Annotated in this window: 24 protein-coding genes; 18 read left to right on the forward strand and 6 right to left on the reverse strand. The window is 62.8% G+C overall.

Going from position 1 to position 24,904, the window contains the following annotated elements:
• The first annotated feature begins 34 nt into the window (after window positions 1–34).
• A complete protein-coding gene (locus FA04_RS03700; protein WP_034789344.1) occupies window positions 35–394 on the forward strand; it encodes a DUF1491 family protein in 360 nt (119 codons plus the stop codon).
• A gap of 65 nt (window positions 395–459) precedes the next feature.
• Complete coding sequence (locus tag FA04_RS03705) at window positions 460–1,383, forward strand: MerR family transcriptional regulator (protein ID WP_034789346.1); 924 nt, start codon at window positions 460–462, stop codon at window positions 1,381–1,383.
• A gap of 62 nt (window positions 1,384–1,445) precedes the next feature.
• Here the strand turns inward: FA04_RS03705 and FA04_RS03710 are convergent, their stop codons facing one another.
• Window positions 1,446–2,519, reverse strand: a complete 1,074-nt coding sequence (locus tag FA04_RS03710) for a DUF2336 domain-containing protein (RefSeq protein ID WP_034789485.1) — start codon at window positions 2,517–2,519, stop codon at window positions 1,446–1,448.
• A gap of 294 nt (window positions 2,520–2,813) precedes the next feature.
• Between FA04_RS03710 and FA04_RS03715 the strand changes: the two genes are divergently transcribed.
• From FA04_RS03715 to FA04_RS35550, 3 genes are all read left to right on the forward strand, one after another.
• Window positions 2,814–3,515, forward strand: coding sequence for an SH3 domain-containing protein (locus tag FA04_RS03715; RefSeq protein WP_051659161.1), 702 nt, complete (start codon window positions 2,814–2,816; stop codon window positions 3,513–3,515).
• Window positions 3,516–3,669: 154 nt separating this feature from the next.
• Window positions 3,670–3,951 (forward strand): hypothetical protein, encoded by a 282-nt coding sequence (locus FA04_RS03720; protein ID WP_034789348.1) that lies wholly within the window; start codon window positions 3,670–3,672, stop codon window positions 3,949–3,951.
• Between the two features lie 322 nt (window positions 3,952–4,273).
• On the forward strand, window positions 4,274–4,444 hold the full coding sequence (locus FA04_RS35550) for a hypothetical protein (protein ID WP_164475067.1): 171 nt from the start codon (window positions 4,274–4,276) through the stop codon (window positions 4,442–4,444).
• 182 nt (window positions 4,445–4,626) lie between these two features.
• Here the strand turns inward: FA04_RS35550 and FA04_RS03725 are convergent, their stop codons facing one another.
• From FA04_RS03725 to FA04_RS03735, 3 genes are all read right to left on the reverse strand, one after another.
• A complete protein-coding gene (locus tag FA04_RS03725; RefSeq protein ID WP_034789350.1) occupies window positions 4,627–5,172 on the reverse strand; it encodes a DUF1254 domain-containing protein in 546 nt (181 codons plus the stop codon).
• Window positions 5,165–5,752 (reverse strand): DUF1214 domain-containing protein, encoded by a 588-nt coding sequence (locus tag FA04_RS03730; RefSeq protein ID WP_034789353.1) that lies wholly within the window; start codon window positions 5,750–5,752, stop codon window positions 5,165–5,167. Before FA04_RS03730 ends, FA04_RS03725 begins: the two co-directional genes overlap by 8 nt.
• Before the next feature lie 156 nt (window positions 5,753–5,908).
• Window positions 5,909–8,125 carry a transglycosylase domain-containing protein gene (locus FA04_RS03735; RefSeq protein WP_060644838.1) on the reverse strand — a complete coding sequence of 739 codons (2,217 nt, stop codon included), beginning with the start codon at window positions 8,123–8,125 and terminating at the stop codon, window positions 5,909–5,911.
• A gap of 152 nt (window positions 8,126–8,277) precedes the next feature.
• On the opposite strand from FA04_RS03735, the gene FA04_RS03740 reads away from it, so the two are divergent.
• Window positions 8,278–8,745, forward strand: coding sequence for a YcgN family cysteine cluster protein (locus FA04_RS03740; RefSeq protein WP_034789489.1), 468 nt, complete (start codon window positions 8,278–8,280; stop codon window positions 8,743–8,745).
• 56 nt (window positions 8,746–8,801) lie between these two features.
• Here the strand turns inward: FA04_RS03740 and FA04_RS03745 are convergent, their stop codons facing one another.
• Window positions 8,802–9,140: an MmcQ/YjbR family DNA-binding protein gene (locus FA04_RS03745; protein ID WP_034789357.1), complete on the reverse strand. Its 339-nt coding sequence runs from the start codon at window positions 9,138–9,140 to the stop codon at window positions 8,802–8,804.
• A gap of 308 nt (window positions 9,141–9,448) precedes the next feature.
• Window positions 9,449–9,589 carry a hypothetical protein gene (locus tag FA04_RS35555; RefSeq protein WP_164475066.1) on the reverse strand — a complete coding sequence of 47 codons (141 nt, stop codon included), beginning with the start codon at window positions 9,587–9,589 and terminating at the stop codon, window positions 9,449–9,451.
• 807 nt (window positions 9,590–10,396) lie between these two features.
• Here FA04_RS35555 and FA04_RS03750 point away from each other — a divergent pair.
• From FA04_RS03750 to FA04_RS03805, 12 genes are all read left to right on the forward strand, one after another.
• Window positions 10,397–10,651, forward strand: coding sequence for a hypothetical protein (locus tag FA04_RS03750; RefSeq protein WP_034789359.1), 255 nt, complete (start codon window positions 10,397–10,399; stop codon window positions 10,649–10,651).
• Window positions 10,652–10,791: 140 nt separating this feature from the next.
• Window positions 10,792–11,463, forward strand: coding sequence for a two-component system response regulator FeuP (gene feuP, locus FA04_RS03755; RefSeq protein ID WP_034789361.1), 672 nt, complete (start codon window positions 10,792–10,794; stop codon window positions 11,461–11,463).
• Window positions 11,453–12,838, forward strand: coding sequence for an ATP-binding protein (locus FA04_RS03760; protein ID WP_034789363.1), 1,386 nt, complete (start codon window positions 11,453–11,455; stop codon window positions 12,836–12,838). The genes feuP and FA04_RS03760 overlap by 11 nt, the downstream gene beginning before the upstream one ends.
• 237 nt (window positions 12,839–13,075) lie before the next feature.
• Window positions 13,076–13,516, forward strand: coding sequence for a membrane protein (locus FA04_RS03765; RefSeq protein ID WP_034789364.1), 441 nt, complete (start codon window positions 13,076–13,078; stop codon window positions 13,514–13,516).
• Between the two features lie 130 nt (window positions 13,517–13,646).
• Window positions 13,647–14,789, forward strand: coding sequence for a c-type cytochrome biogenesis protein CcmI (gene ccmI, locus FA04_RS03770; protein WP_034789365.1), 1,143 nt, complete (start codon window positions 13,647–13,649; stop codon window positions 14,787–14,789).
• Window positions 14,786–15,238 carry a cytochrome c maturation protein CcmE gene (gene ccmE, locus FA04_RS03775; protein ID WP_034789366.1) on the forward strand — a complete coding sequence of 151 codons (453 nt, stop codon included), beginning with the start codon at window positions 14,786–14,788 and terminating at the stop codon, window positions 15,236–15,238. The genes ccmI and ccmE overlap by 4 nt, the downstream gene beginning before the upstream one ends.
• A complete protein-coding gene (locus FA04_RS03780) occupies window positions 15,235–17,223 on the forward strand; it encodes a heme lyase CcmF/NrfE family subunit (RefSeq protein ID WP_034789367.1) in 1,989 nt (662 codons plus the stop codon). Before ccmE ends, FA04_RS03780 begins: the two co-directional genes overlap by 4 nt.
• On the forward strand, window positions 17,220–17,675 hold the full coding sequence (locus FA04_RS03785; RefSeq protein WP_034789377.1) for a cytochrome c-type biogenesis protein: 456 nt from the start codon (window positions 17,220–17,222) through the stop codon (window positions 17,673–17,675). The genes FA04_RS03780 and FA04_RS03785 overlap by 4 nt, the downstream gene beginning before the upstream one ends.
• 327 nt (window positions 17,676–18,002) lie before the next feature.
• Window positions 18,003–19,562 carry a Do family serine endopeptidase gene (locus tag FA04_RS03790; protein ID WP_034789379.1) on the forward strand — a complete coding sequence of 520 codons (1,560 nt, stop codon included), beginning with the start codon at window positions 18,003–18,005 and terminating at the stop codon, window positions 19,560–19,562.
• Between the two features lie 186 nt (window positions 19,563–19,748).
• Window positions 19,749–20,447, forward strand: coding sequence for a response regulator transcription factor (locus tag FA04_RS03795; protein ID WP_034789385.1), 699 nt, complete (start codon window positions 19,749–19,751; stop codon window positions 20,445–20,447).
• Entirely contained in the window at window positions 20,444–21,850 is a 1,407-nt protein-coding gene (locus tag FA04_RS03800; RefSeq protein ID WP_034789387.1) for a sensor histidine kinase, read from the forward strand. The genes FA04_RS03795 and FA04_RS03800 overlap by 4 nt, the downstream gene beginning before the upstream one ends.
• An 82-nt stretch (window positions 21,851–21,932) precedes the next feature.
• Window positions 21,933–24,887, forward strand: coding sequence for a bifunctional [glutamine synthetase] adenylyltransferase/[glutamine synthetase]-adenylyl-L-tyrosine phosphorylase (locus tag FA04_RS03805; RefSeq protein WP_051659162.1), 2,955 nt, complete (start codon window positions 21,933–21,935; stop codon window positions 24,885–24,887).
• Window positions 24,888–24,904: the final 17 nt, after the last annotated feature.

Raw genomic sequence — 24,904 nt, forward strand, 5'->3', positions numbered from 1 at the left:
TGCCTCCTTCGCTCCGCGCGTGTATCAGCCTCCCATGCGCCTGAAGTCCCACATCTTCGTCTCGTCCCTGCTGCGTCGTGCGTTTTCGCTTGGCGGCTATGCCGCGGTGCTGCGCAAGGGAGCAGAGGACGCCGGCGCGATCTTCATTCGCCAGCGGACGCGTTTGGGCACCGAGACGCTCTTTGCCCCGGCGCCGCAGAATTTCTTCGCCGACGAGATTGATCTCGGCCGCAAGTTCGAAGTGCGGCTCAGCGACAGCGACGCCGAGCAGGTCGACGCGGCGCTTGCAAGCGAGATCCGCTTCGATCCGGATTGCTGGATCGTGGAGATCGAGCTGGACGACCGCGGCGATCTGTTCGAGGTCGTTGCCGAAGATGGAAAAGGCCGGCCCTGACGCCGTCTTGCCGAATGCGCCGACCTGCTTGACTCTCCACTTGGTGGAGGCCGTAGGACGCGTTTATGGACGATCAAATCTTTTCGATAGGCGAAGTTTCGAAGCTGAGCGGCGTACCGGTCAGGCGGCTTCGGTTTTACTCGGACAAGGGGTTGCTGCCACCGTCCACACGGACGGAGAGCGGTTACCGCATGTATTCCGGGGCCGACCTGGCGCGGCTGGACCTCGTTCTTGCCCTGCGTGAAGCGGGCGTGAGCCTCGCGGACATCCGCAAGATCCTGGCCAACCGAACCTCGTTTACCGACGTTCTGGCTTTGCGGCTTCGAACGCTCGAAACGGAAATCCGGTCAAAGCGCCGGATCGCCACGGCCTTGAGAATGGCTTTGAGGATCCATGAACCCTCCCCAACGGATCTCAGGAGATTGTGGACCGTGACCAGGATTTCAAAGACGGAATTTCGTGCCGCGCTCGAGCGTTTCTATGATGACGTCGCCGGCGGCGCGCCGATGGATGCGGCGTGGAAGACGAAAATGATGGATGCCGGTACGCCGGACCTGCCGGACGACCCGACAGCCGAACAGGTCGACGCGTGGGCGGAACTGATGGAGATGCTGTCGGACAAGGCCTATGCCGCCGAGATGCGCGCCCACATGTCGGACCTGTGGACGCAGGAGTTCGATCCCGCCGCCTACGCTCAAGCCGCCGATGCCACCTTTGCGCGGGTGAGAGCGGCGATCGACCATGGCCTGGGGCCCCAGTCGGCCCTCGGCAGAGAGATCGCTGCCGACTGGCTGGCGCAGTCGGCAAGGGCGATGAAGCGGGCTCCGGATCAGGTTTTCCTGGATTGGCAGCTCGAACAGTACCGCAAGCACCACGCCCGTTCGGCGCGTTACCAGGAATTGATGGCGGTGTTGCAGGGGCAGGCGCCGCAGGCTCCGACCGGTCGCGAGTGGAGCTGGATCATCGACGCGATGAAGCAGCTTTTCTAGGGCGGGGAGGTCGGCTCCATCGCTGAAGTTGCGAGACATGCCCGCGTGAACGGCAGCATGTGTCAGCTGCGGCGGCGGCCAAATAGTCGCTGCGGCTGGCCGTTGACGGACGTTGCTGCAACTTTGCGCGGGCCGACGTGGCGCGTGTCGTTTGCAGTATTTTCGGCAAAATAGGCTTCGTGCCTTGCCGCGGGCGCCGCGTCTTCGGCTTCCGCCTCGAGCCAGGCATCGAGCTGCGCGCGACAGGCGGTGCGGTCCATGGCGCCAATCAAGGCGCCGGCATGGCTGGTTTCGCCAAAGGGCTCGCGAAGATGTGGATAGAGGGCCTGAAGCACGAAGCCGGCATCGGCCACATCGACGTCGAGTGCGACCAGGCTCGTTGCCAGCAGCTGTCCGGAAATATCGAGCAGGATGCGCTCGACCTGCGCATCCCTGGTGCCGAGCGCCTGACCGAGGACACGCGAGAACAGGATGATTTCGCCGCTCCTCGCAAAACGCACGAGCAGAGCGGCATGTACGTCTGTCATCGTCGCGGACGACGGCGTCTGTGGAATATTTTGCGGACGGGCGCCAGCGAGCGCCTTGATCTCGCGGCGAAGCGCCTCTTCGCGCGCTGTACGCAATGAAGCGGCTTCGTCTTCCTGGCTCGCTTGCTCTGCTGCTGCCGCTTTCACGGCGCTGCTGCGCGCTGCCAGTCCCGGCGGGTTGTGATGTTCGACGAGCGCATCGACGACGAGCGGAGAGAGGTTCGGGCGGCGGCCAATGGCGGCGGCATGTTCCGGCCCGCGCTCACGGATGATCGTTATCAGCGTCCGGTCCGCGATCGCCTTCGAACGGGTCAGGAAAATTGCCGCGATGGCGATCGGCATACCGCCGATCAGCGCTGCGACTGTCTCTGGAACTTGCTGGCATTGCGAAAGGGCGGCTGCAGCCTGCCGGCGGGCTTCGTTGCTGGAACCAAGGAAGAGCGGCTCGAACAGTTCGGCAAATTGCTTCATGTCGGACTTGCGGGGAAAACGCAGGTTTTCGAAACCGGTGACGGTCGCCATCAGGACGACGTCCTTCAAGCGGCCAGTCTGTGGCCTTTCCAACTCACGAAAGCGATCCGTCACGATAATTCCCTGCACGCAAAACATGATCGCCATTGCCGGCGATCCGGAACGGCACACGTCGCAAAAATTAGAAGAAAAGCGTTAGCGTACTGTTAACTATGGATGTTGGAGCTTTATTCAGGCTTGCGGCACACCCAGGGCGGGCGGAGCGCCTACGGATCGCCGCGCCGGCACGGCAAATCTCGGGGACATCCGCGGCCGTAGCCATAAAAAATCCACATGCTGTCATGAGTTATCGCGGCGACGGTGAAGGGCCCGGACGCCCGCCGACGTTGGGGGCCGTGTGAAGAGGGGCCTCTCCATGGGAGATATGGAACTGTGAAGAAATTTATTCTGCGCGCAGCGGCGGTCTGCGCGCTCCTTGTGGCTCCGGCGATTGCGCAGGCTGCCGAGGGCTTTGCTACCGCCAACGTCAACATGCGCTCCGGTCCGAGCACGCGCTACCCGGCGGTGTCGATGATCCCGGTGGGCGAATCAGTCGAAATCCATGGCTGCCTTGCGGATCTGCCGTGGTGCGACGTGTCGTTCTACGGCGGCCGTGGCTGGGTTGCCGGCCGTTATGTCCAGGCCGACTATCGCCGCAACCGCGTCTATGTCGAACCGCGTTATTATCGCCCGCTCGGCATTCCGACGGTTGTCTTCCAGTTCGACAACTATTGGGACCGCAACTACCGCGGCCGCGATTTCTATCGTGAACGCGATCGCTGGCGCCGCGGACCGGATTGGGTCGATGACCGGCGTGATAGCCGCGATTGGGAGCGGCAGCGCGAGCGCGAGCGCCGTGACTGGGAGCGTGAGCGGCGCAGCAATCAGCGCGACTGGGAGCGCCGGCAGCGCGACGAGGACAAGTGGCGCGACGACGAATGGCGCCGTCAGCGGACAGAACGCGAGGATCGGCGTGATTGGGAACGCCGCGACGACGGCGTGCGCGTGCGGCAGGACGACGGCACCGTCTATGAGCGCGCCCGTCCGGCTCCGATGGTTCGCTGCCAGATCGACGATCCCTACTGCGAGAACTGATCCGCACACGGGGCGTCGGCGCGCCTTGTCTGATGGAAAAAAACGGGCGGCCCTGGTCGCCCGTTTTGCGTTTCGCGAACCTGCTTTCAACGGTTTTTGGCGGAACCAAACGCCAGCCGGCGCGTTGAGCCCGCGCAGACAAGGGAGCGTTGTAATGGTCGAAAAGAAACTGCAAGCGGTGGAAAAAGTTGCCGTGAGTGAAGCCGAATCGGACGCCCGCGCCGAGGTCGACGCACAGATCGCCGAGCTGCGCGCGGAAATCGCCCGCCTGACGGAAGCGGTCACGGCGATCGGAACGAGCACGAAAGCGGTTGTGCAGGGCGAGGCGGATCTTCTGGCTGAGCGCGTGCGCGAGCGTGTGCGCGACGAGCCTCTGTCGACCCTGGTTGCCGTTGCGGGCGTGTCGTTCCTGTTCGGTTTGATGTCCCGGCGCTAGCGGCGAGGCGGGTCTTCGCCCGGATTGCCGTTGTTACCTTGGATACATCGCCGGGGCCGTTTGACAGACATACTGAACGCAGGTTGGGGTTGCAGATCGTTTATTAGTAATCTGTTAACCAACCTGTGGCTCAATCGAAGTGGACCCGGTATCATCGGGTCGCGTCGTGAACCAGGACAGCAACATCCGGGCGACCGGAAGAAGGAGCAAACGAGAAAGGCGCGCCTGTCCAGGAAAGATCTGGGAAAATGCGCTGGCCCGAGAAGGGCAGGGTGAAATCTGTACGGTAGTTCATCCGTCTCAAGACTTTGTGGAGACGAGCATGGCAGACGTTATCAGAATTCAGGACCGCAAGGTTCGTATACCTCCGCACCGGCCTCCGGCCATTTCGGGTGGAGCGAAAGTGCTGCTGTTCACCGGCATCCGCTACGAGCGCCTCGATCGCGACCCGCAGCCGACAGCGCCAGACGGACGCCGCATCAAGAAGCAATGAGCCGCGGCACTCCTGCGTATTAGGCGACCGAAACGGTCGCGTTCAAGACACTGTCCTTGCCCGGTTCTGCGGGCTCATCCCCCATGCACTGCTGCGCCCGACGCGGCATCGAATCATCGCCGCGCATCTCGGCGTGGATTTTCTTAGCTTGCCCCTGTTGCTCGACGACCATAGCGGATGGTCTAGCGACGGAACGGTTCGCAGGTCGATTCCGCAAGGAAGTTCCGGACCTGCTCTTCAAAGCTGTCGACCGGCGCCATCGCTCTCAGCACGGCAAAGCCATCCTGTTCCTTCATCTCGACCATGATCGATTGTGCAAGCGCCTGTGGCGGAGATTTTCGCAACTCGACCAACTGGATTGGCGTTGCGACGACAAGGTCCAGTTTGCCGTTGACCGCCGTGTGGTCGTTCATGCTGAAGACCTCGTTCGAATTGCCGTCGAAGACGGCGAGCGACCAGAACGGCACGTTGCCGCTGGCGAGGAAACGCGCCGGTCCATCCGAGATCGAGAAGCTGCAGACCGCGGTTCTCAGATAAGGATCGTCATTGGCAAGGCCAGTCGGCCCTGGTGTGCTGGTCAGCGCAAAGAAACTGTCCATCTCCAAAAGCCCGAGGATGCGGGTATAGGCATCACGGCCGGTGAACTGCGGCAGCGCCAGCACGATGATGATGTGCAGCAGGGCGGCGCCGACCAGACCGAGAATTGTGGCGAAGAGCACGCTACGCATCGCCGCAACCCGTCTTGGTGATAACCGGCATGGCGAGATCGATCAGGCCGGACGAGCCGGCCGTCGGCGTATCGAGCAGCGTCAGCACCAGCCGGAACGTGCCCGAGTGGCGCACGGCCAGCCAGTTGTCGGGCTTCGCATTCGGCGACACATGGATGCTGAAGTTGCTGTTTTCGCCACGCAGAACGCTCCAGGAATTGAGCGCCGAGGGGAGGTCGGAGCCGGGCCTCAGTGGCAGGCCTTCGGCATTTGCGGCGTAAAGCGTCCAGAAGCGGGCCTGCGGTGTCAGCCCCGCAACATCATAGGAGCAGGCCGCCTGAAGCTTCTCGCCCTTGCTATCGACCTGGGCACTGAACATCAGCCCTTCGGCGCCGCCATAGAGCAATTCGCCGGCGCGCGCCCGATGTGCCTTGGCATAGGGGTCGGCATTGGCCGTCTGCGCCTCGGGAAAGGCGACCCAGGGGCCGATCGCGATCGAGCCGAAGCCGACGGTCGCTTTCAACGCCCATACCGCCGAGGCGATGCCGCCGCCGAAGGCGATGGCAAGGGTAAGCGCGACGAGGAAGGGGATTCGAAACAAGGGCGACTCTACCGGATATGGTCCTGCAGCGTAGCACCGCCGCGTTGACACCCTATGTCGCCGAAATCCGCGCCCGGCGCAACGGCGACCGCATCGCCGGTCCCGAACCCGACACCGCACTCGCGAAGCGGAAGAAGAGTGGACATGCCCGAAACGTCAGTTGCTGGCGGCATCGGGTGTCGCCTGTGCGGACCGTGATTCTTCATCCGCGCCGAGAGAGGCAAGCTTGCCGCCGGCCTTCTCGGGCGCCTTCAGTGCGGGGGCCTTTTCGAAGGTCTCGCCGATGCTGCGCAGCAGCCGGGTGACATCGGTCGAAAGCGAGCGCGGCCGCACCAGCGGCGGCAACGCGTTTTCGTCCGGCTTCGCGGTTGCCACCTGCGGCGGCTGCTTCGCCGGCGCCGTCGGCGCGGTGATCCCCGGGATCGTCCGGTGTTCGATGCCCTGTTCGGCGTAGTCCATCAGCCGCTTGAAGGTCATCGCCGGCAACGAGCCGCCGGTCATGTTGTTGGTCGAGGTGTAGTCGTCGTTGCCGAACCAGACCGCGGTCGTATAGTCGCCGGTGAAGCCCACGAACCAGGCGTCGCGATAGGCCTGTGTTGTGCCGGTTTTGCCGCCGACGACGATGCCGTTATCGAGCGCAGCCTTGCGCGCCGTACCGATGACCGGGATCTGCGTCAGCATGGAGTTCATCGACGTATTGGCGGTTTCGGAGAGGATGCGCCGCGCCGGCGGCTCGTCGCGTCCGAAATCGTAGAGAATGTCGCCGTCATAGTTGAGGACCTGGCTGATCCCGTGCCGGCGTGACTGCATGCCACCGGCCGGGAAGACCGCGTACGCCGTCGCCTGGTCGAGCACGGTTACTTCCGAGGTGCCGAGCGGCATGGTCTTGTCGGTGCGGATCGGCGTCTCGATGCCCATGTCCTTGGCCGTCTGGGCGATCAAGTCAGTGCCGAGCTTGTCCTTGGCGAGGCGCACGGGAATGGTGTTGATCGACTTGGCGATGGCCGTCAGGATGGTGATGCGGCCGGCATAGCTGCGGCCATAATTCTGTGGCGACCATCCGCGCCAGGTGATCGGCGCGTCGACGACAACCGTTTCCGGCGTCATGCCCTTTTCCATCGCTGCCGCGTAGGTATAGACCTTGAAGGAAGAGCCCGGTTGACGCAGAGCTCGTGTCGCACGGTTGAACTGGCTCTCGCCATAATCGCGGCCGCCGACCATGGCCCGCACGGCGCCGCCGTTTTCGACCATCACCAGCGCACCCTGCTTCACGCGGAAGCTCTCGCCATATTGGCGCAGGCTCGATTCCACTGAATCTTCAGCGGCATTCTGCAGGCCCATATCGATCGTGGTGCGCACGATCAGCGAGTGCTGCGCGAAGGGGCGGGCGATGCGCTGGACTTCGTCGAAAGCCCAGTCGAGGAAGAAGTCGGGCGCCTTCACCTGGGCGCGGTCGATGACCGTCGCCGGGTTGAGGCGTGCGGCGATCACCTGGCCTTCGGTCATCAGGCCGCCCTGGACGAGGTTGGTCAGAACCTCGTTGGCGCGTCCGCGTGCGGCCGGCAGGTTGACGTGCGGGGCGTAGCGGGCTGGCGCCTTGAAGAGGCCGGCAAGCATCGCCGACTCGGCAAGGCTCACGTCGGTGATCGACTTGCCGAAATAGAACTGCGCCGCGGCTGCCGCACCGAAGGTGCCGCCGCCCATATAGGCGCGGTCGAGATAGAGCCGGAGGATTTCCTTCTTCGACAGGTTGCATTCGAGCCAGACGGCGAGGAAAGCTTCCTTGATCTTGCGCTCGATCGTCCGCTCGTTCGACAGAAAGAGGTTCTTGGCGAGCTGCTGCGTCAGTGTCGAACCGCCCTGGACGACTCCACCGGCGCGTGCATTTTCGGTCATGGCGCGGGCAAGGCCGAGGAAGTCGATGCCCCAATGGTCGAAGAAGCGCCGGTCTTCGGTCGCCAGCACCGCCTTGATCAGATGATCGGGCAGCTCGTCGATCGGTACGGAATCTTCGTGGATGATGCCACGATGGCCGATCTCGTTGCCGTAACGATCGAGGAAGGTGACGGCGAAATCGCTCTGGGCACGCCAGTTGCCCTTGGTTTCCTCGAAGGCCGGAAGGGCGAGCGCCAGCATCAGCACCGAACCGACAGTGCCCCAGTTCATGCCTTCGCCGAGCACCTCGAAGACGGCTTTTTTCCAGCCCGTCGCGCGGAAGCGGCGGAAGAAGATGGTAGTGTCTTCCCACCATTGCCCCAGCTTGAAACCGGCATTCCAGACTGAGGAATCGATCCAGGAGTCGATCCTGAGAAAGATGTGCCGTTTCTTCGGCCGATTATCGTCTTTCCTCGGTTCCCGCACGGTCTCAACCACCTGAAGGCTCTACGGCATCATGCCGGCGCCATGTAATATTTGCACGGCGTCAAATTCCAATCTACTTGCATATCGCGCCGCCGGCCTTAAAAAACCGGCAATTTTCTGCGAAATTTCTGTATCGCGAGCGATTTGACGAAAGTGTGATGACGATGGGCGAAATGCCTTTCTGGAAGGCGAAAAGCCTTGAAGACATGACCGATACCGAGTGGGAAAGCCTCTGTGACGGCTGCGGCCTCTGTTGTCTCAACAAGCTCGAGGATTGGGACACCGGCGAGATCGCCTGGACCTCGATCCGCTGCACGCTTCTCGACGGCGAAAGCTGTCGCTGCAAGGACTATCCCAACCGCCAGGCGACCGTGCCCGACTGCATCCAGCTGACGCCGAAGGCCGTGCGCGAGATCACCTGGCTGCCGCCGACCTGCGGCTACCGGCTGGTGGCTGAAGGGCGCGATCTCTACTGGTGGCATCCGTTGATTTCGGCCGATCCGGAAACGGTTCACGCCGCGGGCATTTCCGTCCGCGGCCGCACCGTTGCGGAAGACGGCATCGACGTCGACGACTATGAGGATTATCTCGTCACCTGGCCGCTGGAAGTGGGGCAGGAAAACGTGGAGTGACAAGGGGTTAGTCGAGGCGGCGGAATCGTTTTGGCAGTGTGTCGCCCGCGACGCCTCTAATGGCTGCCGCCGTTCTTCTTGACGAGGCTCTTCGGCGCAACGTTGCGCCACGCCGTCTCCATCGACTGCCGCACGAGATCCTCGTCGGCCTGGACGAAATAGAGCGAGGTCCAGCCACGGTCGCCCCAGCCGCCGGGCACCGCGGCGCAGACGCCGGGTTCCATCTCCAGAAGCATGCGCTGCTGATCCGGTGTGAACTTGAAAACGGCGCGCCCGGCTTCCGGCAGGCTCATGAAAATACGCTTCCCAACGCGGAAATCTCGCGTTCCGAAATGCGCATTTTCCTCCGTTCCAGGCAGGCTCAGCGCGAGTCTTTCGATCTCTTCCGTCAGCATGAAGAAAGATTAACATGCTTTTGCCGAATGGCAAAAAGGCTGAAAATCACTACAAAAATTGCAAGGGGTGTCCTTGAAGCGCGGGCTCGAGAAGGGCGCTGGCGGAGCCTGATCGGGCTGCCTTTATGGCTTTTGCGGTCAGTGGTCGATCACCTGCGGCATAGGGCCGGAAACGCCGCGACCGGCGGTGGTAGGCTCACCGCCGGTTCGCTACGGAATGTCGAAAAACGCCTTAAACAGGCGCTGTCCGACGACAGTCTATGGATATGAAGGGCCGGTGACGCCTAGGCGCGCCACTCTGGCGGGCCTCATTCGGCCGGTGCGACCGGCTTCGGCGTTGCCTCGCTCGCGGCGCGCATCTCACGCCATTCGCTCTCGAAACGGTCGAGCAACGATTGCGGTACTTTGGACTGCTGAGATGCGGGCTGGTTGTTTGCGAGCGTCTGCATGCGATCCTCCCGGGTTCTGTGACGGTTTCATGATGTAAGGTGTGGCGGACAATTTCACATCGCAAAGGCTTTGTAAATCAGTGGCTTAAATCATTTAAACGATTGAAAAATCTTTAAATCGATTAATTTTTCGTTTATACACAGCACGCATCGCGTCCGGACGTCAACAGGTTTAAGTTGCAGCTACTTTTGAAGTAATTTGCGCGCATAGATTGCGGCAAAGGGCCAGCCGTTTCGCGGCTCTCTATTAAGAGAGAACGGTGCTGCGGCGTGATCGGTGCCGCCATGACGGATTGCGTCGACTGGTTCGAAGGACACGATGGCTGAGCCTTGTTCGGGAGCGGCGCCGACGGACCTGAATCAGTTTCTGAGATGTTTGATTCACGCTGCGAGCGACAGCCGCCAAAGGATTCAAAAGAATCGAGAAAATGCGTGCGCAGCCATGCCGCGCTTGATCGGGAACGGGCTCTTTCGCGTTAGCGCATGCCGGCGAAGAGATGCTAACGAAACATGCTTAACGAAAGCTGACCGTTGTCCGGCGTCGTCGGGCCGCCTTGGGTTTCGGGCCGTGTTCCTCGCGTGATTGCGTCGCTAAAACTGTCGCAGGAAGCGGCTATGGCTTGGCAAGAGAATGAGCAATGCGGGTTTCCACCAGGGAAGAATCGCCGCAATCTAAGGTCGGAATTCGGGGAAGGTAATGCGTTTCCCGGTAGTGCCTGCCGGTCCAAATGGCCGACATTCATTTGCCATTCAGCCTCGTTCGGTTATTGCTTCTGCCATGATGCTTCCCAAGTCGAAAGTGCGTTCATGTCTTCACCAGTGATCATAGCCGCGCTTGCTGCAGGCCTCGCCGGCTTCAGCCCGCCTGCGATCAGCGTGCCGTCGGATATTGTCGTTCGTGTGTCCGGCGATTGCAGCGCGGCTGCAGCGCAGGTCGTTGCCGACACTGGTGGCGAGTTGCTGTCGGCACAGCCGACGTCCGATGGCCAGTGCGTGATCACCGTGCTTGTTCCTGGCAATGGCGGTAGGCCGAAGAAGGTCACCGTCAAGGTGCCGATGTAGGCTATCCCTGCAGCGCCGCGTGCCGTATCTGGCGTACGAAGGTCGCTGTAGCACTTTGAATGGCTGCATGTTCTTATCCTTAAATCAGCCAGATTTGGCGAAGCATGCAGCAGGATGGCCGCGAGAGGAAGTAAAGACGGATGCGCATTCTGATTGTCGAGGACGACGCCAACCTGAACCGGCAGCTCGCCGAGGTGCTGAAGGAGGCCGGCTACGTCGTTGACCAGGCCTATGATGGCGAGGAGGGGCACTATCTCGGCGACGCCGAGCCCTATGATGCCGTGATCCTCGATATCGGCCTGCCGGAAATGGACGGCATCACCGTGCTTGAGAAATGGCGCGGCGACGGCAAGACCATGCCGGTCCTGATCCTGACGGCGCGTGATCGCTGGAGCGACAAGGTGGCTGGCATCGATGCCGGCGCCGACGACTATGTTGCCAAGCCCTTCCACGTCGAAGAAGTTCTTGCCCGCATCCGCGCCCTGATCCGGCGCGCCGCCGGCCATGCGAGCTCGGAGATCGTCTGCGGCCCGGTCCGCCTCGACACCAAGGGTTCCAAGGCAACGGTCGATGGCGTCGCATTGAAGCTGACGTCGCACGAGTTCCGGCTGCTCTCCTATCTCATGCACCACATGGGCCAGGTCGTTTCGCGCACAGAATTGGTCGAGCATATGTACGATCAGGATTTCGATCGCGATTCCAATACGATCGAAGTGTTCATCGGCCGGCTGCGCAAGAAGATCGGCAACGATCTGATCGAAACGGTGCGCGGTCTCGGATACCGAATGCAAGCGCCGGGCAATGGCAATTAGATCGCTCACCGCACGCGTTCTGGTGGTCTCCACCGTCTGGGCGGTGGTGGCTCTCGTCGTGATCGGCGTGGTGATTTCCGAGCTTTATCGCCAGGGCTCCGAGCGCGGTTTCAAAGACCTGCTGCGCGCCCAGCTCTTCAACGTCGTCAACTCGATCTCCGTCAACGAGAGGACGGTGCTGTCGGGCAGTCCGCAGCTTGGCGACCTCCGGTTTTCGCAGCCGCAGACCGGTTGGTACTGGATCGTCGATCCGATCGGCGAGTTCGATACGCCGCCCCTGATCTCGACCTCGCTCGGCAACGGCAAGCTACCGATCGCCAGCGTCGACGAGGTGCCGTTCGATACCGGCTATGTTCGCTTCTACACCACCAAGGATCCCTTCGGGAACGAGGTCGAGGTCTCCGAGACCGAGGTCGTTCTCGACATCCAGGGCCATACGGCGCGCTTTCGCGTGGCGGGCAACCGCGACGTGCTCGAGGCCGATATCAACCGCTTCACCCGCAACCTGACGATCGCGCTCTCCATCTTCGGTCTGGGAGGGCTCGGGGTCAACGCGCTCACCATTCTCTTCGGCCTGAGGCCGCTCGATGAGGTCCGGCGCTCGATGGAGAAGATCCGCGCCGGCGAAAGCGAACGGTTGGACGGCGCTTTCCCGCGTGAGATCCAGCCGCTCGCCAACGAGGTCAATGCCCTGATCGACAGCAACCGCCGCATCGTCGAGCGCGCCCGCATGCAGGTCGGCAATCTTGCCCATTCGCTGAAGACACCGATCGCGGTCCTGCTCAACGAGGCCCGGGTGCTCGAGGCATCGCATGGCGAGTTGGTGCGCACTCAGGTCGATGCAATGCAGACCCAGGTTCAATCCTATCTGAGCCGCGCCCGGATTGCGGCGCAGCGCGAGTCCGTGCTGGCGCGGACCGAAGCGCAGCCGGCGCTCGAACGCCTCGTGCGCGTCATGCGCAAGCTCAATCCGGAAAAGCAGGTCCATCTGTCGATCAACCCGCCGGGACTGGTTCTTGCCATGGAGCTGCAGGACGTCGAGGAGACCGTTGGCAACCTGCTCGAAAATGCCGCCCGCCACGCCCGTGGCGAGGTGTGGCTGAATGTCAGGCCGGCACCGAGCGAGGTTCATGCCAAGGAGCCCGGCCGGCAGTGGATCGTTCTCGACATCGACGACGACGGGCCGGGGCTCAATCCCGACCAGATCGCAGTGGCGATGAAGCGCGGCAAGCGGCTCGACGAAAGCAAGCCCGGAACCGGGCTCGGTCTTTCGATCGTCAGCGAGATCGTCCGGGAGTATCAGGGCACCATCACCCTGTCACGACGGGACGAGGGAGGGTTGCGTGCGGAACTGGTTTTGCCGGCGGCCGTTTAGAGGGTGATGAGGAAATGCGTGGTTCCGGCGTCGCTCGCTTGCGAATCCATCGTGATTTAGGGGTCACACCCGTGCTTGAAAATGTCACACCCGCAGGGCTCGCCGTTGCCTCGGCACGCGGGGAATGCCAAAAGAAAATCAAGGACTAGTCGTCATCGTGCTCGAATGGAACGAGCTTAAGAATGCGGCTTCGGATAGGATGATTGAGTGTCGCGGATCATGAGGAACCAGGCAGAAATGACACGGGCTATTGTCGTCGGCGGCAGGATCGTTGTGATCGCCTCGGCCGTCGCGCTTGCCGGATGCGGCACGACGGGCAGCAAGGGCGCGGCCGCCGGCCTCGGCTCGACGGCAACGCGTGGTGCCACCTCGACCAATTACATCGCGGCACTCCAGGGTGGGGTGATCGCGCGTCTCACCGATCTCGACATCGGGACATCCGACCGTCAGCGCGCTCTGGAAGCGGAATACCGCGCACTTGAAGCGGCCCCCGGTGGGCAGCCGGTGACCTGGGACGGGCGCGGCGTCAACGGTTCGGTCGTTGCAGCCGCTCCCTATCAGGTCGGGTCGCAGAACTGCCGCCAGTATAGCCACACGGTTACCGTCAAGGGACAGCCGAAGACGGCGCGGGGTGCTGCCTGCCGCAACCCGGACGGCAGCTGGACACCGCTGACCTAAGGCGTAGCCGGCCGGGCTCTCCCGGATGTGCTCAGGCGGATCGAGCCGCCGTTGCGGCGAAACGCCTCAAATCTCCGTCATAAGGGGTTTTCGAGTTGGAATGGCATGGGGGCCATAGTATTGAGCTTCCATGTTGTTCTGGATCCTCGTCGCCACTCTGACGGCGGCTGTCGCTGTCGTGCTCATCCTTCCGCTGCTGCGGGCGGGGGAAGCCCCGTCGTCTCCCCACAGCCATGATGTCGAGGTCTATCGCGACCAGCTCGAAGAGTTGAAGCGGGACCAGGATAGCGGCCTGATCGGCGGCGACGACGCCGAGCTTGCGCGCGCCGAAGTTGCGCGCCGGCTGCTGGCTGCTGGCGAGAGCGACAGTGAGGCGATTGCGGCTGCCGCGCCGCGCCGCGGTGTCAGCCGCCTGGCCCAGGCCTTCGTGCTTCTCTGTCTTCCGGCCGTCGGCCTCTGTCTTTACTTGCTGACGGGCAGCCCGGGCATGCCGGCGCAGCCGCTGGCCGCACGCCTGGCCGATCCCAATGGCGACATCAACATCCTGATTGCCAAGGCTGAGAATCATCTGGCGGTAAACCCGAATGATGGCGCCGGCTGGGACCTGCTTGCGCCGATCTACATGCGCAACGGCCGTGTCGAAGATGCGGTCGATGCCTATGACCGGGCGATCCGCCTGCTTGGCCCGACGCCGGCACGTCTCGGCGGCTATGCCGAGGCGATGGTCGTGCAGTCCGACGGCGTCGTGACGAGCAAGGCGCAGGACGCGCTGAAGCAGGCGCTGACGCTCGATCCCAATGACCCGCGCTCGGAATTCTATCTTGCCCTCGGCCTCAAGCAGGAAGGCAAGAAAGCGGAAGCGCTGACTGCCTTCAACCGACTGGTCGCGACATCACCCGCCGACGCGCCCTGGCTGCCGCTCGTCAAACAGCACGTGGCAGAACTGGGCGGCGCCGGCGCCACCAGCGCTGCAGCGCCCGGCAATCCGAGTGCCGATGACGTGGCCGCCGCCGAAAGCATGAGCGCCGGCGATCGCCAGGAAATGATCCGGGGCATGGTCGGCAGCCTCGAAAGCCGGCTGAAGGAAAATCCGGATAATCTTGAAGGCTGGGCGCGTCTGATCCGCTCCCATGTTGTCCTTGATCAACGAGACAAGGCACTGGCCGCGCTAAGGGAGGGCCTGAAAACCTTCCCGGCCGATGGCGACGGCGGCAAGCAGCTGCTGGCGCTGGCGCGTGAGCTCGGGATTGCCACCGACGGAGTAACGCAATGACGCGCAAACAAAAAAGACTGGCGATCATCGGCGGCGGTGTCGGCTTCCTGGTGCTTGCAGCCTTCCTCGTGATGTTCGCCTTCAGCCAGGCGATCGCCTATTTCTATGTGCCGAGCGACCTCGAAAAGGCCAACGTACCGCCGGGAACCCGCATCCGCCTCGGCGGTGTCGTCGAAACCGGCTCCGTCAAGCGCGGTGACGGTAAGACGGTGACCTTCACCGTCACCGATACGCTGAGCGGTGTGCCGGTCACCTATACCGGCATCCTGCCTGACCTGTTCCGCGAAGGGCAGGGTGTGGTGACGGAGGGAACCTTCGTTGCCGGAAGCTCGGTCTTCGTGGCCGATTCCGTTCTCGCCAAGCATGACGAGACCTATATGCCCAAGGATGTCGCCGACCGTTTGAAGGCGCAGGGCGTCGAGCTCAGCGGGAAGGAAACCATCAAGTGATCATCGAGCTCGGACACTACGCTCTGGTTCTGGCGTTGGCGACGGCGGTCATTCAGGCCGCCTTACCGATCCTTGGCGCACGATTGAACGATCGCGGCCTGATGGAACTCGCATCCAGCGCCGCCGTCGCCTGCTTTCTGCTCGTCGCTTTCGCTTTTGCCGTCCTCACCTTCGCCTATGTGACCTCGGATTTCTCGGTCCGCAACGTCTGGGAAAACTCCCATTCGCTGAAGCCGCTGATCTACAAGATCTCGGGCGTCTGGGGGAACCATGAAGGCTCGATGCTGCTGTGGCTGTTGATCCTGACGTTCTTTTCGGCGCTGGTTGCCGCCTTTGGGCGCAACCTGCCGGAGACGTTGAAGGCAAACGTGCTTGCCGTCCAGGCCTGGATCGCGATGGCCTTCGCGCTCTTCATCCTGCTGACGTCCAATCCGTTCGCTCGGCTGATGCCCGCGCCGGGCGAGGGCAAGGACCTGAACCCGATCCTTCAGGACGTCGGCCTCGCCATTCATCCGCCACTGCTCTACCTCGGCTATGTCGGTTTTTCGGTCTGCTTCTCCTTTGCCATCGCGGCCTTGATCGAGGGCCGCATCGACGCCGCCTGGGCTCGCTGGGTCCGTCCCTGGACGCTTGCCGCCTGGACCTTTCTCACCGCCGGGATCTCCATGGGTTCGTACTGGGCCTATTACGAGCTCGGCTGGGGTGGCTGGTGGTTCTGGGATCCGGTCGAAAACGCCTCCTTCATGCCGTGGCTCGCGGGTACGGCGCTTTTGCATTCGGCGCTGGTCATGGAAAAGCGCGAGGCGCTGAAGATCTGGACCGTGCTACTTGCGATCATGACCTTCTCGCTGTCGCTGCTCGGCACCTTCCTCGTGCGTTCGGGTGTCCTGACTTCGGTCCACGCCTTCGCCACCGACCCGACGCGCGGCATCTTCATCCTCGCCATTCTCGTCTTCTTCATCGGCGGTGCGTTCACGCTCTTCGCCCTGCGCGCCTCGCACCTGAAAGCCGGCGGCATCTTCGCGCCGATCTCGCGTGAGGGTGCGCTGGTCTTCAACAACCTCATCCTGACGACGGCGACCGCGACGGTCCTGACCGGCACGCTCTATCCGCTGGTGCTCGAAGCGCTGACCGGCGACAAGATCTCCGTCGGGCCGCCCTTCTTCAACATGACCTTCGGCCTGTTGATGCTGCCACTGCTCTTTGCGGTGCCTTTCGGCCCGCTGCTTGCCTGGAAGCGCGGCGACCTTGCTGGCGTTTCGCAGCGGCTCTTCGCAGCGGTTGCCATCGGCCTGCTCTTCGGCGTCACCTATTATTACTTCATGAATGGCGGCCCGGTTCTGGCGCTCTTCGGCATTGCCCTTGGCGTCTACGTGATTGTCGGTTCGTTGACGGACCTGGCGCTGCGCTCCGGCCTCGGCAAGGTCGCAGGCAACGTCGTCTGGCGACGCTTCTCCGGCCTGCCGCGTTCGGCTTTCGGCACGGCGCTTGCGCATATCGGCCTCGGCGTCACCCTGATCGGCATCGTCGCCGTCACGGCCTTCGAGACCGAAACCGTGGTCGAGATGAAGCCCGGCATGACGGTGGATGCCGGTGGCTACACCCTGCGCTTCGACGGCATGCGCAATGGCAGCGGCCCGAACTATTCCGAGGAGTCCGGCCACTTCACCATCAGCCGCGGTGGCGCTGCGATTGACGACGTCTGGTCTTCGAAGCGTCTCTACCAGGCGCGCCGCATGCCGACGACCGAGGCGGGCATTCGCACCTTCGGCTTGAGCCAACTCTACGTCTCGCTCGGCGATCAGATCAGCGAAGGCGGCATCGTCGTGCGCATCTGGTGGAAGCCGATGATCCTGTGCATCTGGGGCGGTACCCTGTTCATGATGGCGGGTGGTTTCGTCTCCTTGAGCGACCGCCGCCTGCGCGTCGGCGCGCCGGCCAAGGCCAAGCGACCGAAGGCGGTGCCTGTGGGGGCTGCGGAATGAACCGTCTGCTCCTGGCACTCCTGCTGTTGCTCGCGCCTGTCGGCTCGGCCTTTGCCGTCAACCCGGATGAAGTGCTTGCCGATCCCGCGCTCGAAGCGCGGGCGCGGGCGATCTCGGCGGAGCTGCGCTGCATGGTCTGCCAGAACCAGTCGATCGACGATTCCAACGCCGAGCTTGCCAAGGACCTGCGCGTGCTTGTGCGCGAGCGGCTGGCGAACGGCGACAGCGACAAGGCCGTCATCGATTACGTCGTGTCCCGCTATGGCGAATTCGTACTGCTGAAGCCGCGCTTCGAGACGAAGACCCTGATCCTCTGGGGCATGCCGGCGACCCTGCTTCTCGTCGGGGCGATTACCCTCGTCATCGCCTCTCGCCGTCGCGGCGCCCAGCCAAAGGGGACGCCGCTTTCCGAGGACGAGAAGGAAAAGCTGAAGAAGCTGCTTCAGCCTTAATGCAGCGCTCGCCGAACGCGCATTCGTTGGATCGGCTTCAGCACTAATCTCTTGATATCGCTTGAGATCCCTGCCGGTGGCGGGCAATTCCGTTCGCGCCAACGCGCAGTCCCCGGCAGGCCTTTGGCCGAGCCCGGGCCAGCTCTTCACAACATTACCAAAAATTCATTTTCCGGACAGAACTCAGTAAGGTCCCATCCGTTACATCTTTCGTCATCGGCTGTTCCTCCAGTCAGCCAAAACGAATTCCGCCTTCCCTGAGGCGGCTTCGCAACCAGGTTTCGGTGCCGTCTCCGATGGCATCTAGGAAGAGAAAAGGCAAAACGGATGTTTACGACCAAATCCCTGCGTCCCTCCCTCAAGACCGTTCTGAAGACCTCGACCATCGCCGGCCTTGCCGCCGTCATGCTGACCTCGGGTCTGCCGGCAAGCATCTCGCAATCCTTTGCCGATCCGGTGAAGGTGGAAGCGCCGTCGGTGCCGAGCTTTGCCAATGTCGTTGATGCCGTTTCGCCGGCCGTCGTTTCGGTGCGCGTCCAGTCGCGCGTCAACCCGGTGGCCGAAGATGGCGGCGACTTCAGCTTCGATTTCAACGGTCGCGGTTTCGACGATCTGCCCGACGATCACCCCCTGAAGCGCTTCTTCAAGGAATTCGGTCCGCGCGGCGATGACCGTGCCGACCGCGGCCCCAACCGCCGTGGCCCGCATGGCGAAGGCCGCCTGCGTCCGACCGCTCAGGGCTCCGGCTTCTTCATCTCCGAAGACGGCTACCTCGTCACCAACAACCACGTCGTTTCCGACGGTTCGGCCTTCACGGTCATCCTCAACGACGGCACCGAACTCGATGCCAAGCTGGTCGGCAAGGATAGCCGCACGGATCTCGCCGTGCTCAAGGTCGATGACAAGCGCAAGTTCACCTATGTCGGCTGGGCCGATGACAGCAAGGTCCGCGTCGGTGACTGGGTCGTTGCCGTCGGCAACCCGTTCGGTCTCGGCGGCACGGTGACCTCCGGCATCGTTTCGGCGCGTGGCCGCGATATCGGCTCCGGCCCCTATGACGATTACCTGCAGGTTGATGCGGCGGTGAACCGCGGCAACTCGGGCGGTCCGACCTTCAACCTCTCCGGTGAAGTCGTCGGCATCAATACCGCGATCTTCTCGCCGAGGGGCGGCGGCAACGTCGGTATCGCCTTTGCCATCCCGTCGACCGTTGCCAAGGATGTCGTCACCGACCTGATCAAGGACGGCTCGGTTTCCCGCGGCTGGCTCGGCGTGCAGATCCAGCCCGTTACCAAGGACATCGCCGAATCGCTCGGCCTTTCGGAAGCAAGCGGCGCGCTCGTCGTCGAACCGCAGACCGGCTCGCCGGGTGAAAAGGCAGGCATCAAGAAGGGTGACGTCGTAACCGCGCTGAACGGCGACACGGTCAAGGATCCGCGTGACCTTGCCCGCAAGGTTGCGGCAATCCGCCCGGGCACCACGGTCGATCTGGCCCTGTGGCGCGACGGCAAGGCGGAAACCGTCAAACTCGAAATCGGCACGCTGCCCAAGGACGACAAGGACGCTGCCAAGAGCCAGGACGACCAGTCCGAAGAAGCCCAGCCGTCGAGCGAGCAGGCACTGGCCGACCTTGGCGTCTCTGTCGTGCCGTCTGATGATGGCAAGGGCGTCACCATCGCCTCGGTCGACGAAGACTCTGATGCCAGCGATCGCGGCCTGAAGCAGGGCGAAAAGATCGTCTCGGTGAACAATCAGGAGGTGAAGTCCGCCGACGACATCCTGAAGGTCATCAACACTGCCAAGAAGGACGGCCGTAGCAAGGCGCTCTTCCAGATCGAGGCCGACAACGGCAGCCGCTTCGTGGCCCTTCCGATCGACAAGGGCTGATCGCGGCAGTCAAATGATTGACCGGAGCGCCGCGATTTCCAAGTGATGTCGCGGCGCTCGCCGTTTGGAGCGGGATTTGAAAAGGTGTGTGCGGTTCTCCGCCCATCCCGCTTTCCCTCACGAGAGCACTCGCCAACCCGGTTGTCGAAAGTCGAAACCGGTTGAGACAGACAGGGGTCCGGGACTATGGTCGCGCGTATGAAGATTCTCATCATTGAAGACGATCTCGAGGCGGCAGCCTATCTGGCGAAAGCCTTCCGTGAGGCGGGCATCGTGTCCGATCACGCCAGCGATGGCGAGAGCGGCCTGTTCATGGCCAGCGAGAACAATTACGACGTTCTCGTGGTGGACCGCATGCTGCCGCGTCGAGACGGTCTCTCTGTCATCACCGAGCTTCGTCGCAAGGACATCCACACGCCGGTGCTGATCCTGTCGGCGCTCGGCCAGGTGGATGACCGGGTCACGGGTTTACGCGCCGGCGGCGACGATTATCTGCCGAAACCCTACGCCTTCAATGAATTGCTCGCCCGTGTCGAGGTGCTTGGGCGCCGCAAGGGCACGCCCGATCAGGACATGGTTTACCGCGTTGGCGATCTGGAACTCGACCGCCTTTCGCATTCCGTGCGCCGGCAGGGAAAGGAAATTCCCCTGCAGCCGCGCGAATTCCGCCTGCTCGAATATCTCATGAAGAACGCCGGCCAGGTCGTCACCCGCACCATGCTGCTGGAAAACGTCTGGGACTACCACTTCGACCCGCAGACCAACGTCATCGACGTGCATGTCTCGCGGTTGCGCTCGAAGATCGAGAAGGATTTCGATGTGCCGCTGCTGCGCACGGTGCGCGGTGCCGGCTACATGATCAAGGATGACCGGGCGTCCGCATGAGCAAGCTTCGCGTTCTCTTCAGAACGACCGCAGTCCGGCTTTCCGCCCTCTACCTCATTCTTTTTTCTCTCTGTGCTGCCTTTCTCGTCTTCTACGTCACCGGCATGTCGGAGCGGCTGCTGCAGCAGCAGACCCGTGACGCGGTCACCGCCGAGGTGGCGCAGATCGAGCAGGTCTATAGCCGCGCCGGCATGAACGGCCTGTTGCGCTCGCTCGAGCGGCGGGCACGCCAGCCGGGAGCCAATCTCTACGTGATTGCGGGACCGAGCGGCGAAATCCTCGCCGGCAACGTTGCCAGCCTGGAGCCGGGCCTGCTCGACAGCGAAGGCTGGACCGAACGTCCCTTCGCCTATCAGCGCTATACGGACGAGAGCAAGAAGGACACCCACGTAGCGCTTGCCCATGTGCTGGTGCTCGACAATGGTCTGCGCATTCTTGTTGGCCGCGACCTGCAGGAGCCGCAGAAGTTCCGCGCCCTTGTGCGCCAGGCTCTGATGGTGGCGCTCGGCGTCATGGGGCTTGGCGCCCTCGTCATCTGGTTCGGCATCGGCCGCAACGCCTTGAAGCGCATCGACCGCATGTCGGAGGCGAGCACCAAGATCATGGCCGGCGATCTGTCGCAGCGTCTGCCGATGAGCGGCTCCGGCGACGAGTTCGACCGGCTGTCGGAATCACTGAACGCAATGCTCAGCCGCATCGAGAAGCTGAACGAAGGGCTGCGGCAGGTCTCCGACAACATCGCTCACGATCTGAAGACGCCACTGACGCGGCTGCGCAACAAGGCGGAAGCCGCACTTTCCCGCAAGGGCACGAGCCAGCGCGGTGCGCTCGAGGAGATCATCGGCGAATCCGATCAGTTGATCCGCACCTTCAACGCGCTTCTGATGATTTCGCGCGTCGAGGCCGGCTCGTCCGTCGCCGAGATGAGCGACATCGACCTTTCGCAGATCGTCGCCGATTGCGTCGAGCTCTACGAACCGGTGGCCGAAGATGGCGGTCTGAAACTTGAAGCCGAAATCGCCCAGGATCTCGTGATTTCAGGCAACCGCGAACTGGTCGGCCAGGCCCTCGGCAACCTCATCGACAACGCGGTCAAGTATGCCGATGGCGCCGGGAACCCTCTGATCAAAGTCTCGCTCGAAAAGCGCGAGGGGAATGTGTTGCTGTCGGTTGCCGATCATGGATCGGGCATCCCCGCAGCGATGCGCGACGAGGTGATCAAGCGTTTCGTTCGCCTGGATGAGAGCCGGTCCAAGCCTGGCACCGGCCTTGGCCTGTCGCTGGTCGAGGCCGTCATGGAGATGCATCACGGCGCGCTGCATCTCGCCGACACGGTTCCTTCCGCCGAAGATGGCGCCAAGGGGCTGACGGTTCAGATGGTTTTCCCGATGACTGCAACCTGATAGACCGGTTTTGGGAGAACGAAGTGGAGTGAAGCAGCGCGCAGTTGTTCCGCGCCGTCCGCTCCGGCCAGAGGGAGACGGCATGCAGGAACAGGTGCAGCAGTGCTGGGCGATCGAGACGACGCCGATCCGTCCGGCGACACAAGCCGATGCCAAGACAGCGCTTTCGGTCTTGAAGGATATGGCCAAGGGTCATGAAAAGGTCGCAAGCCTGCTTGCGTCCGAAACGCAGTTCAAGACCTTCATCGTCTCGGCCTTTGCCCTTTCGCCTTTTCTTCGCGACACCGGCGACAGTCGCCCCGCCATTCTCGAAGAGCTTCTCTCGACCGATCTCACGGCTTTCCTGAGCGAGCGCGTGCGCGGAGCCCGCGATGCCTGGAAGCCGAATGAAGGCGGCGCGGCATTGCCGGATACCGAGATCATGGCGCGGCTCAGAAGGGCCAAGCGCGAACTTGCCTTCGCCGTCGCTCTCGCCGATCTCTCCCGCCATTTCGACGGGCGCGAGACCACCCGTTGGCTCAGCGAATTCGCCGGTGCGGCCGTGTCGGCGACGATCGATCACCTGCTCCTGAGCGCGCATGAGAGCGGCAAGTTGAAGGTCAAGGATGCCGCAAACCCGAGCGTCGGTTCCGGCGTCGTCGTGCTCGGCATGGGCAAGCTCGGCGCCTTCGAGCTCAACTATTCCTCCGATATCGACCTCGTTGTCTTCTACGATCCGCAATCCGGCATCATCGTCGATCGCGACGATGCCTCGGAAACTTTCGGCCGGCTGTTGCGCCGCCTGATCCGCATCCTGCAGGAGCGCAGCGGCGACGGATACGTCTTCCGGACCGACCTGCGCCTGCGCCCGGATCCGGGCTCGACGCCGCTGGCGATCCCGGTCGAAGCGGCGATGCTCTATTACGAGGGCAGGGGGCAGAACTGGGAGCGCGCCGCCTTCATCAAGGCGCGGCCGGTCGCCGGCGACATCGAGGCTGGCGAGCACTTCCTCAAGGATCTGGTCCCCTTCGTCTTCCGCAAGTATCTCGACTATGCGGCGATCGCCGACATTCATTCGATCAAGCGCCAGATCCATGCCCACAAGGGGCACGGCGAGATCGCGGTCAAGGGCCACAACATCAAGCTCGGCCGCGGCGGAATCCGCGAGATCGAGTTCTTCGTTCAGACCCAGCAGCTGATTGCCGGTGGCCGCATGCCGGACCTGCGCCAGCGAGCGACGGAGCCGATGCTGCGGGCGCTCGTCAAGGCCGGCTGGATCGACGAGGAGACGGCTGACGAACTCGTCGAAGCCTATTGGTTCCTGCGCGATGTCGAGCACCGGATCCAGATGGTGCGCGACGAGCAGACGCACGTCCTGCCCGAGACCGAAGCGGAACTGAAGCGCATCGCCTATATGCTCGGCTTCGAGGATACAGCCGCCTTTTCCAAGGCCCTCTCGCGCGTGCTGAAGACCGTCGAGCGTCGCTACGCTCAGCTTTTCGAACAGGAAGCCAAGCTCTCGACCGAGACCGGCAACCTCGTCTTCACTGGCCAGCGCGACGACCCGGACACGCTGGAGACGCTGAAGAAACTCGGCTTCCAGCGGCCGTCGGACATCTCCCACACGATCCGCACCTGGCACTATGGTCGCTACCGCGCGACACAGTCGGTGGAGGCGCGCGAGCGGCTGACAGAGCTGACGCCGGAGCTGCTGCGGGTTTTTGGCGAAAGCCGCCGCGCCGACGAAGCGCTGCTGCGTTTCGACAATTTCATCTCCGGCCTGCCTGCCGGCATTCAGCTGTTTTCTCTGCTCGGCAACAATCCGGGCCTCCTGTCGCTGATCGTCAATGTCATGTCGTCGGCCCCAAGGCTTGCCGAAATCATTGCCGCGCGCCCGCATGTCTTCGACGGCATGCTCGATCCCGGCCTGCTCGCCGAATTGCCGACGCGGGAGTATCTGGCGCCACGCATCGCCAACTTCGTCGGCGGTGCTCGCCATTATGAGGAGGTGCTCGATCGCCTGAGGATCATAGCCGCCGAGCAGCGTTTCCTGATCGGCATTCGGCTCCTGACCGGCGCGATCTCGGGCGCGCAAGCCGGCCGCGCCTTTACCGATCTTGCCGACCTCATCATCGCCGCGGCGGTAAAGGCGGTTGAGGATGAAGTTCGCTCCGTTCACGGCGATTTCCCTGGAGGCCGTATCGCCGTTGTCGGCATGGGCAAGCTCGGCAGCCACGAGCTGACTGCGGGATCCGACGTCGATCTGATCCTGCTCTACGATTACGACGAGACGGCAACCGAGTCCGACGGCGCCAAGCCGCTTGATCCGACGCGATACTTTACGCGGGTGACGCAGCGCCTGATCGCCGCACTTTCCGCGCCGACGGCGGAAGGCATCCTCTACGAGGTCGACATGCGGCTTCGTCCCTCCGGCAACAAGGGGCCGGTCGCAACCAGGATCAACGCCTTTGCTAAGTATCAGCGCGAAGAGGCCTGGACGTGGGAGCATCTGGCTCTGACCCGGGCGCGCTGCATCTGCGGCGATGACCGGCTGATGGCCGAGGCCAACGGGATCTTCGCCGAGATCCTCGAGCGCAAGCGCGATGTTTCCAAAGTCAGCGCCGACGTGATCTCCATGCGCGAGATGATCGATAGCGAGAAACCGCCGAGCGACATCTGGGACTTCAAGCTGATCCCGGGCGGTCTCGTCGATATCGAGTTCATCACCCAGTATCTGGCGCTCGTAGCGCCGGCCAAGGGCGTTCAGCCGCTGACATCAGGCACCAACACCGCCGACGCGTTGAAGCTGCTTGGTGATGCGCTGATGAACCCCAACGATCTCGATGTTGCGCTGGAAGCGCTGCATCTTTTCACCGAATTGTCCCAGATCGTGAGGCTCTGCATCGAGGGCGAGTTCGAGCCGAAGGAAGCGCCAGCGGGCCTGATCGATCTCGTCTGCCGGGCAGGGGACTACCCGGACCTGAAAACCTTGGAGGGGGACGTTCGCAGGCTCTCCAAAGCCGTGCGCCGTGTCTTCCAATCGGTCGTTTCAGTGTGAGGGAGGGCAGCGGGTAA

Origin of the sequence: Ensifer adhaerens (assembly GCF_000697965.2) — a bacterium.
Classification (GTDB): domain Bacteria; phylum Pseudomonadota; class Alphaproteobacteria; order Rhizobiales; family Rhizobiaceae; genus Ensifer; species Ensifer adhaerens.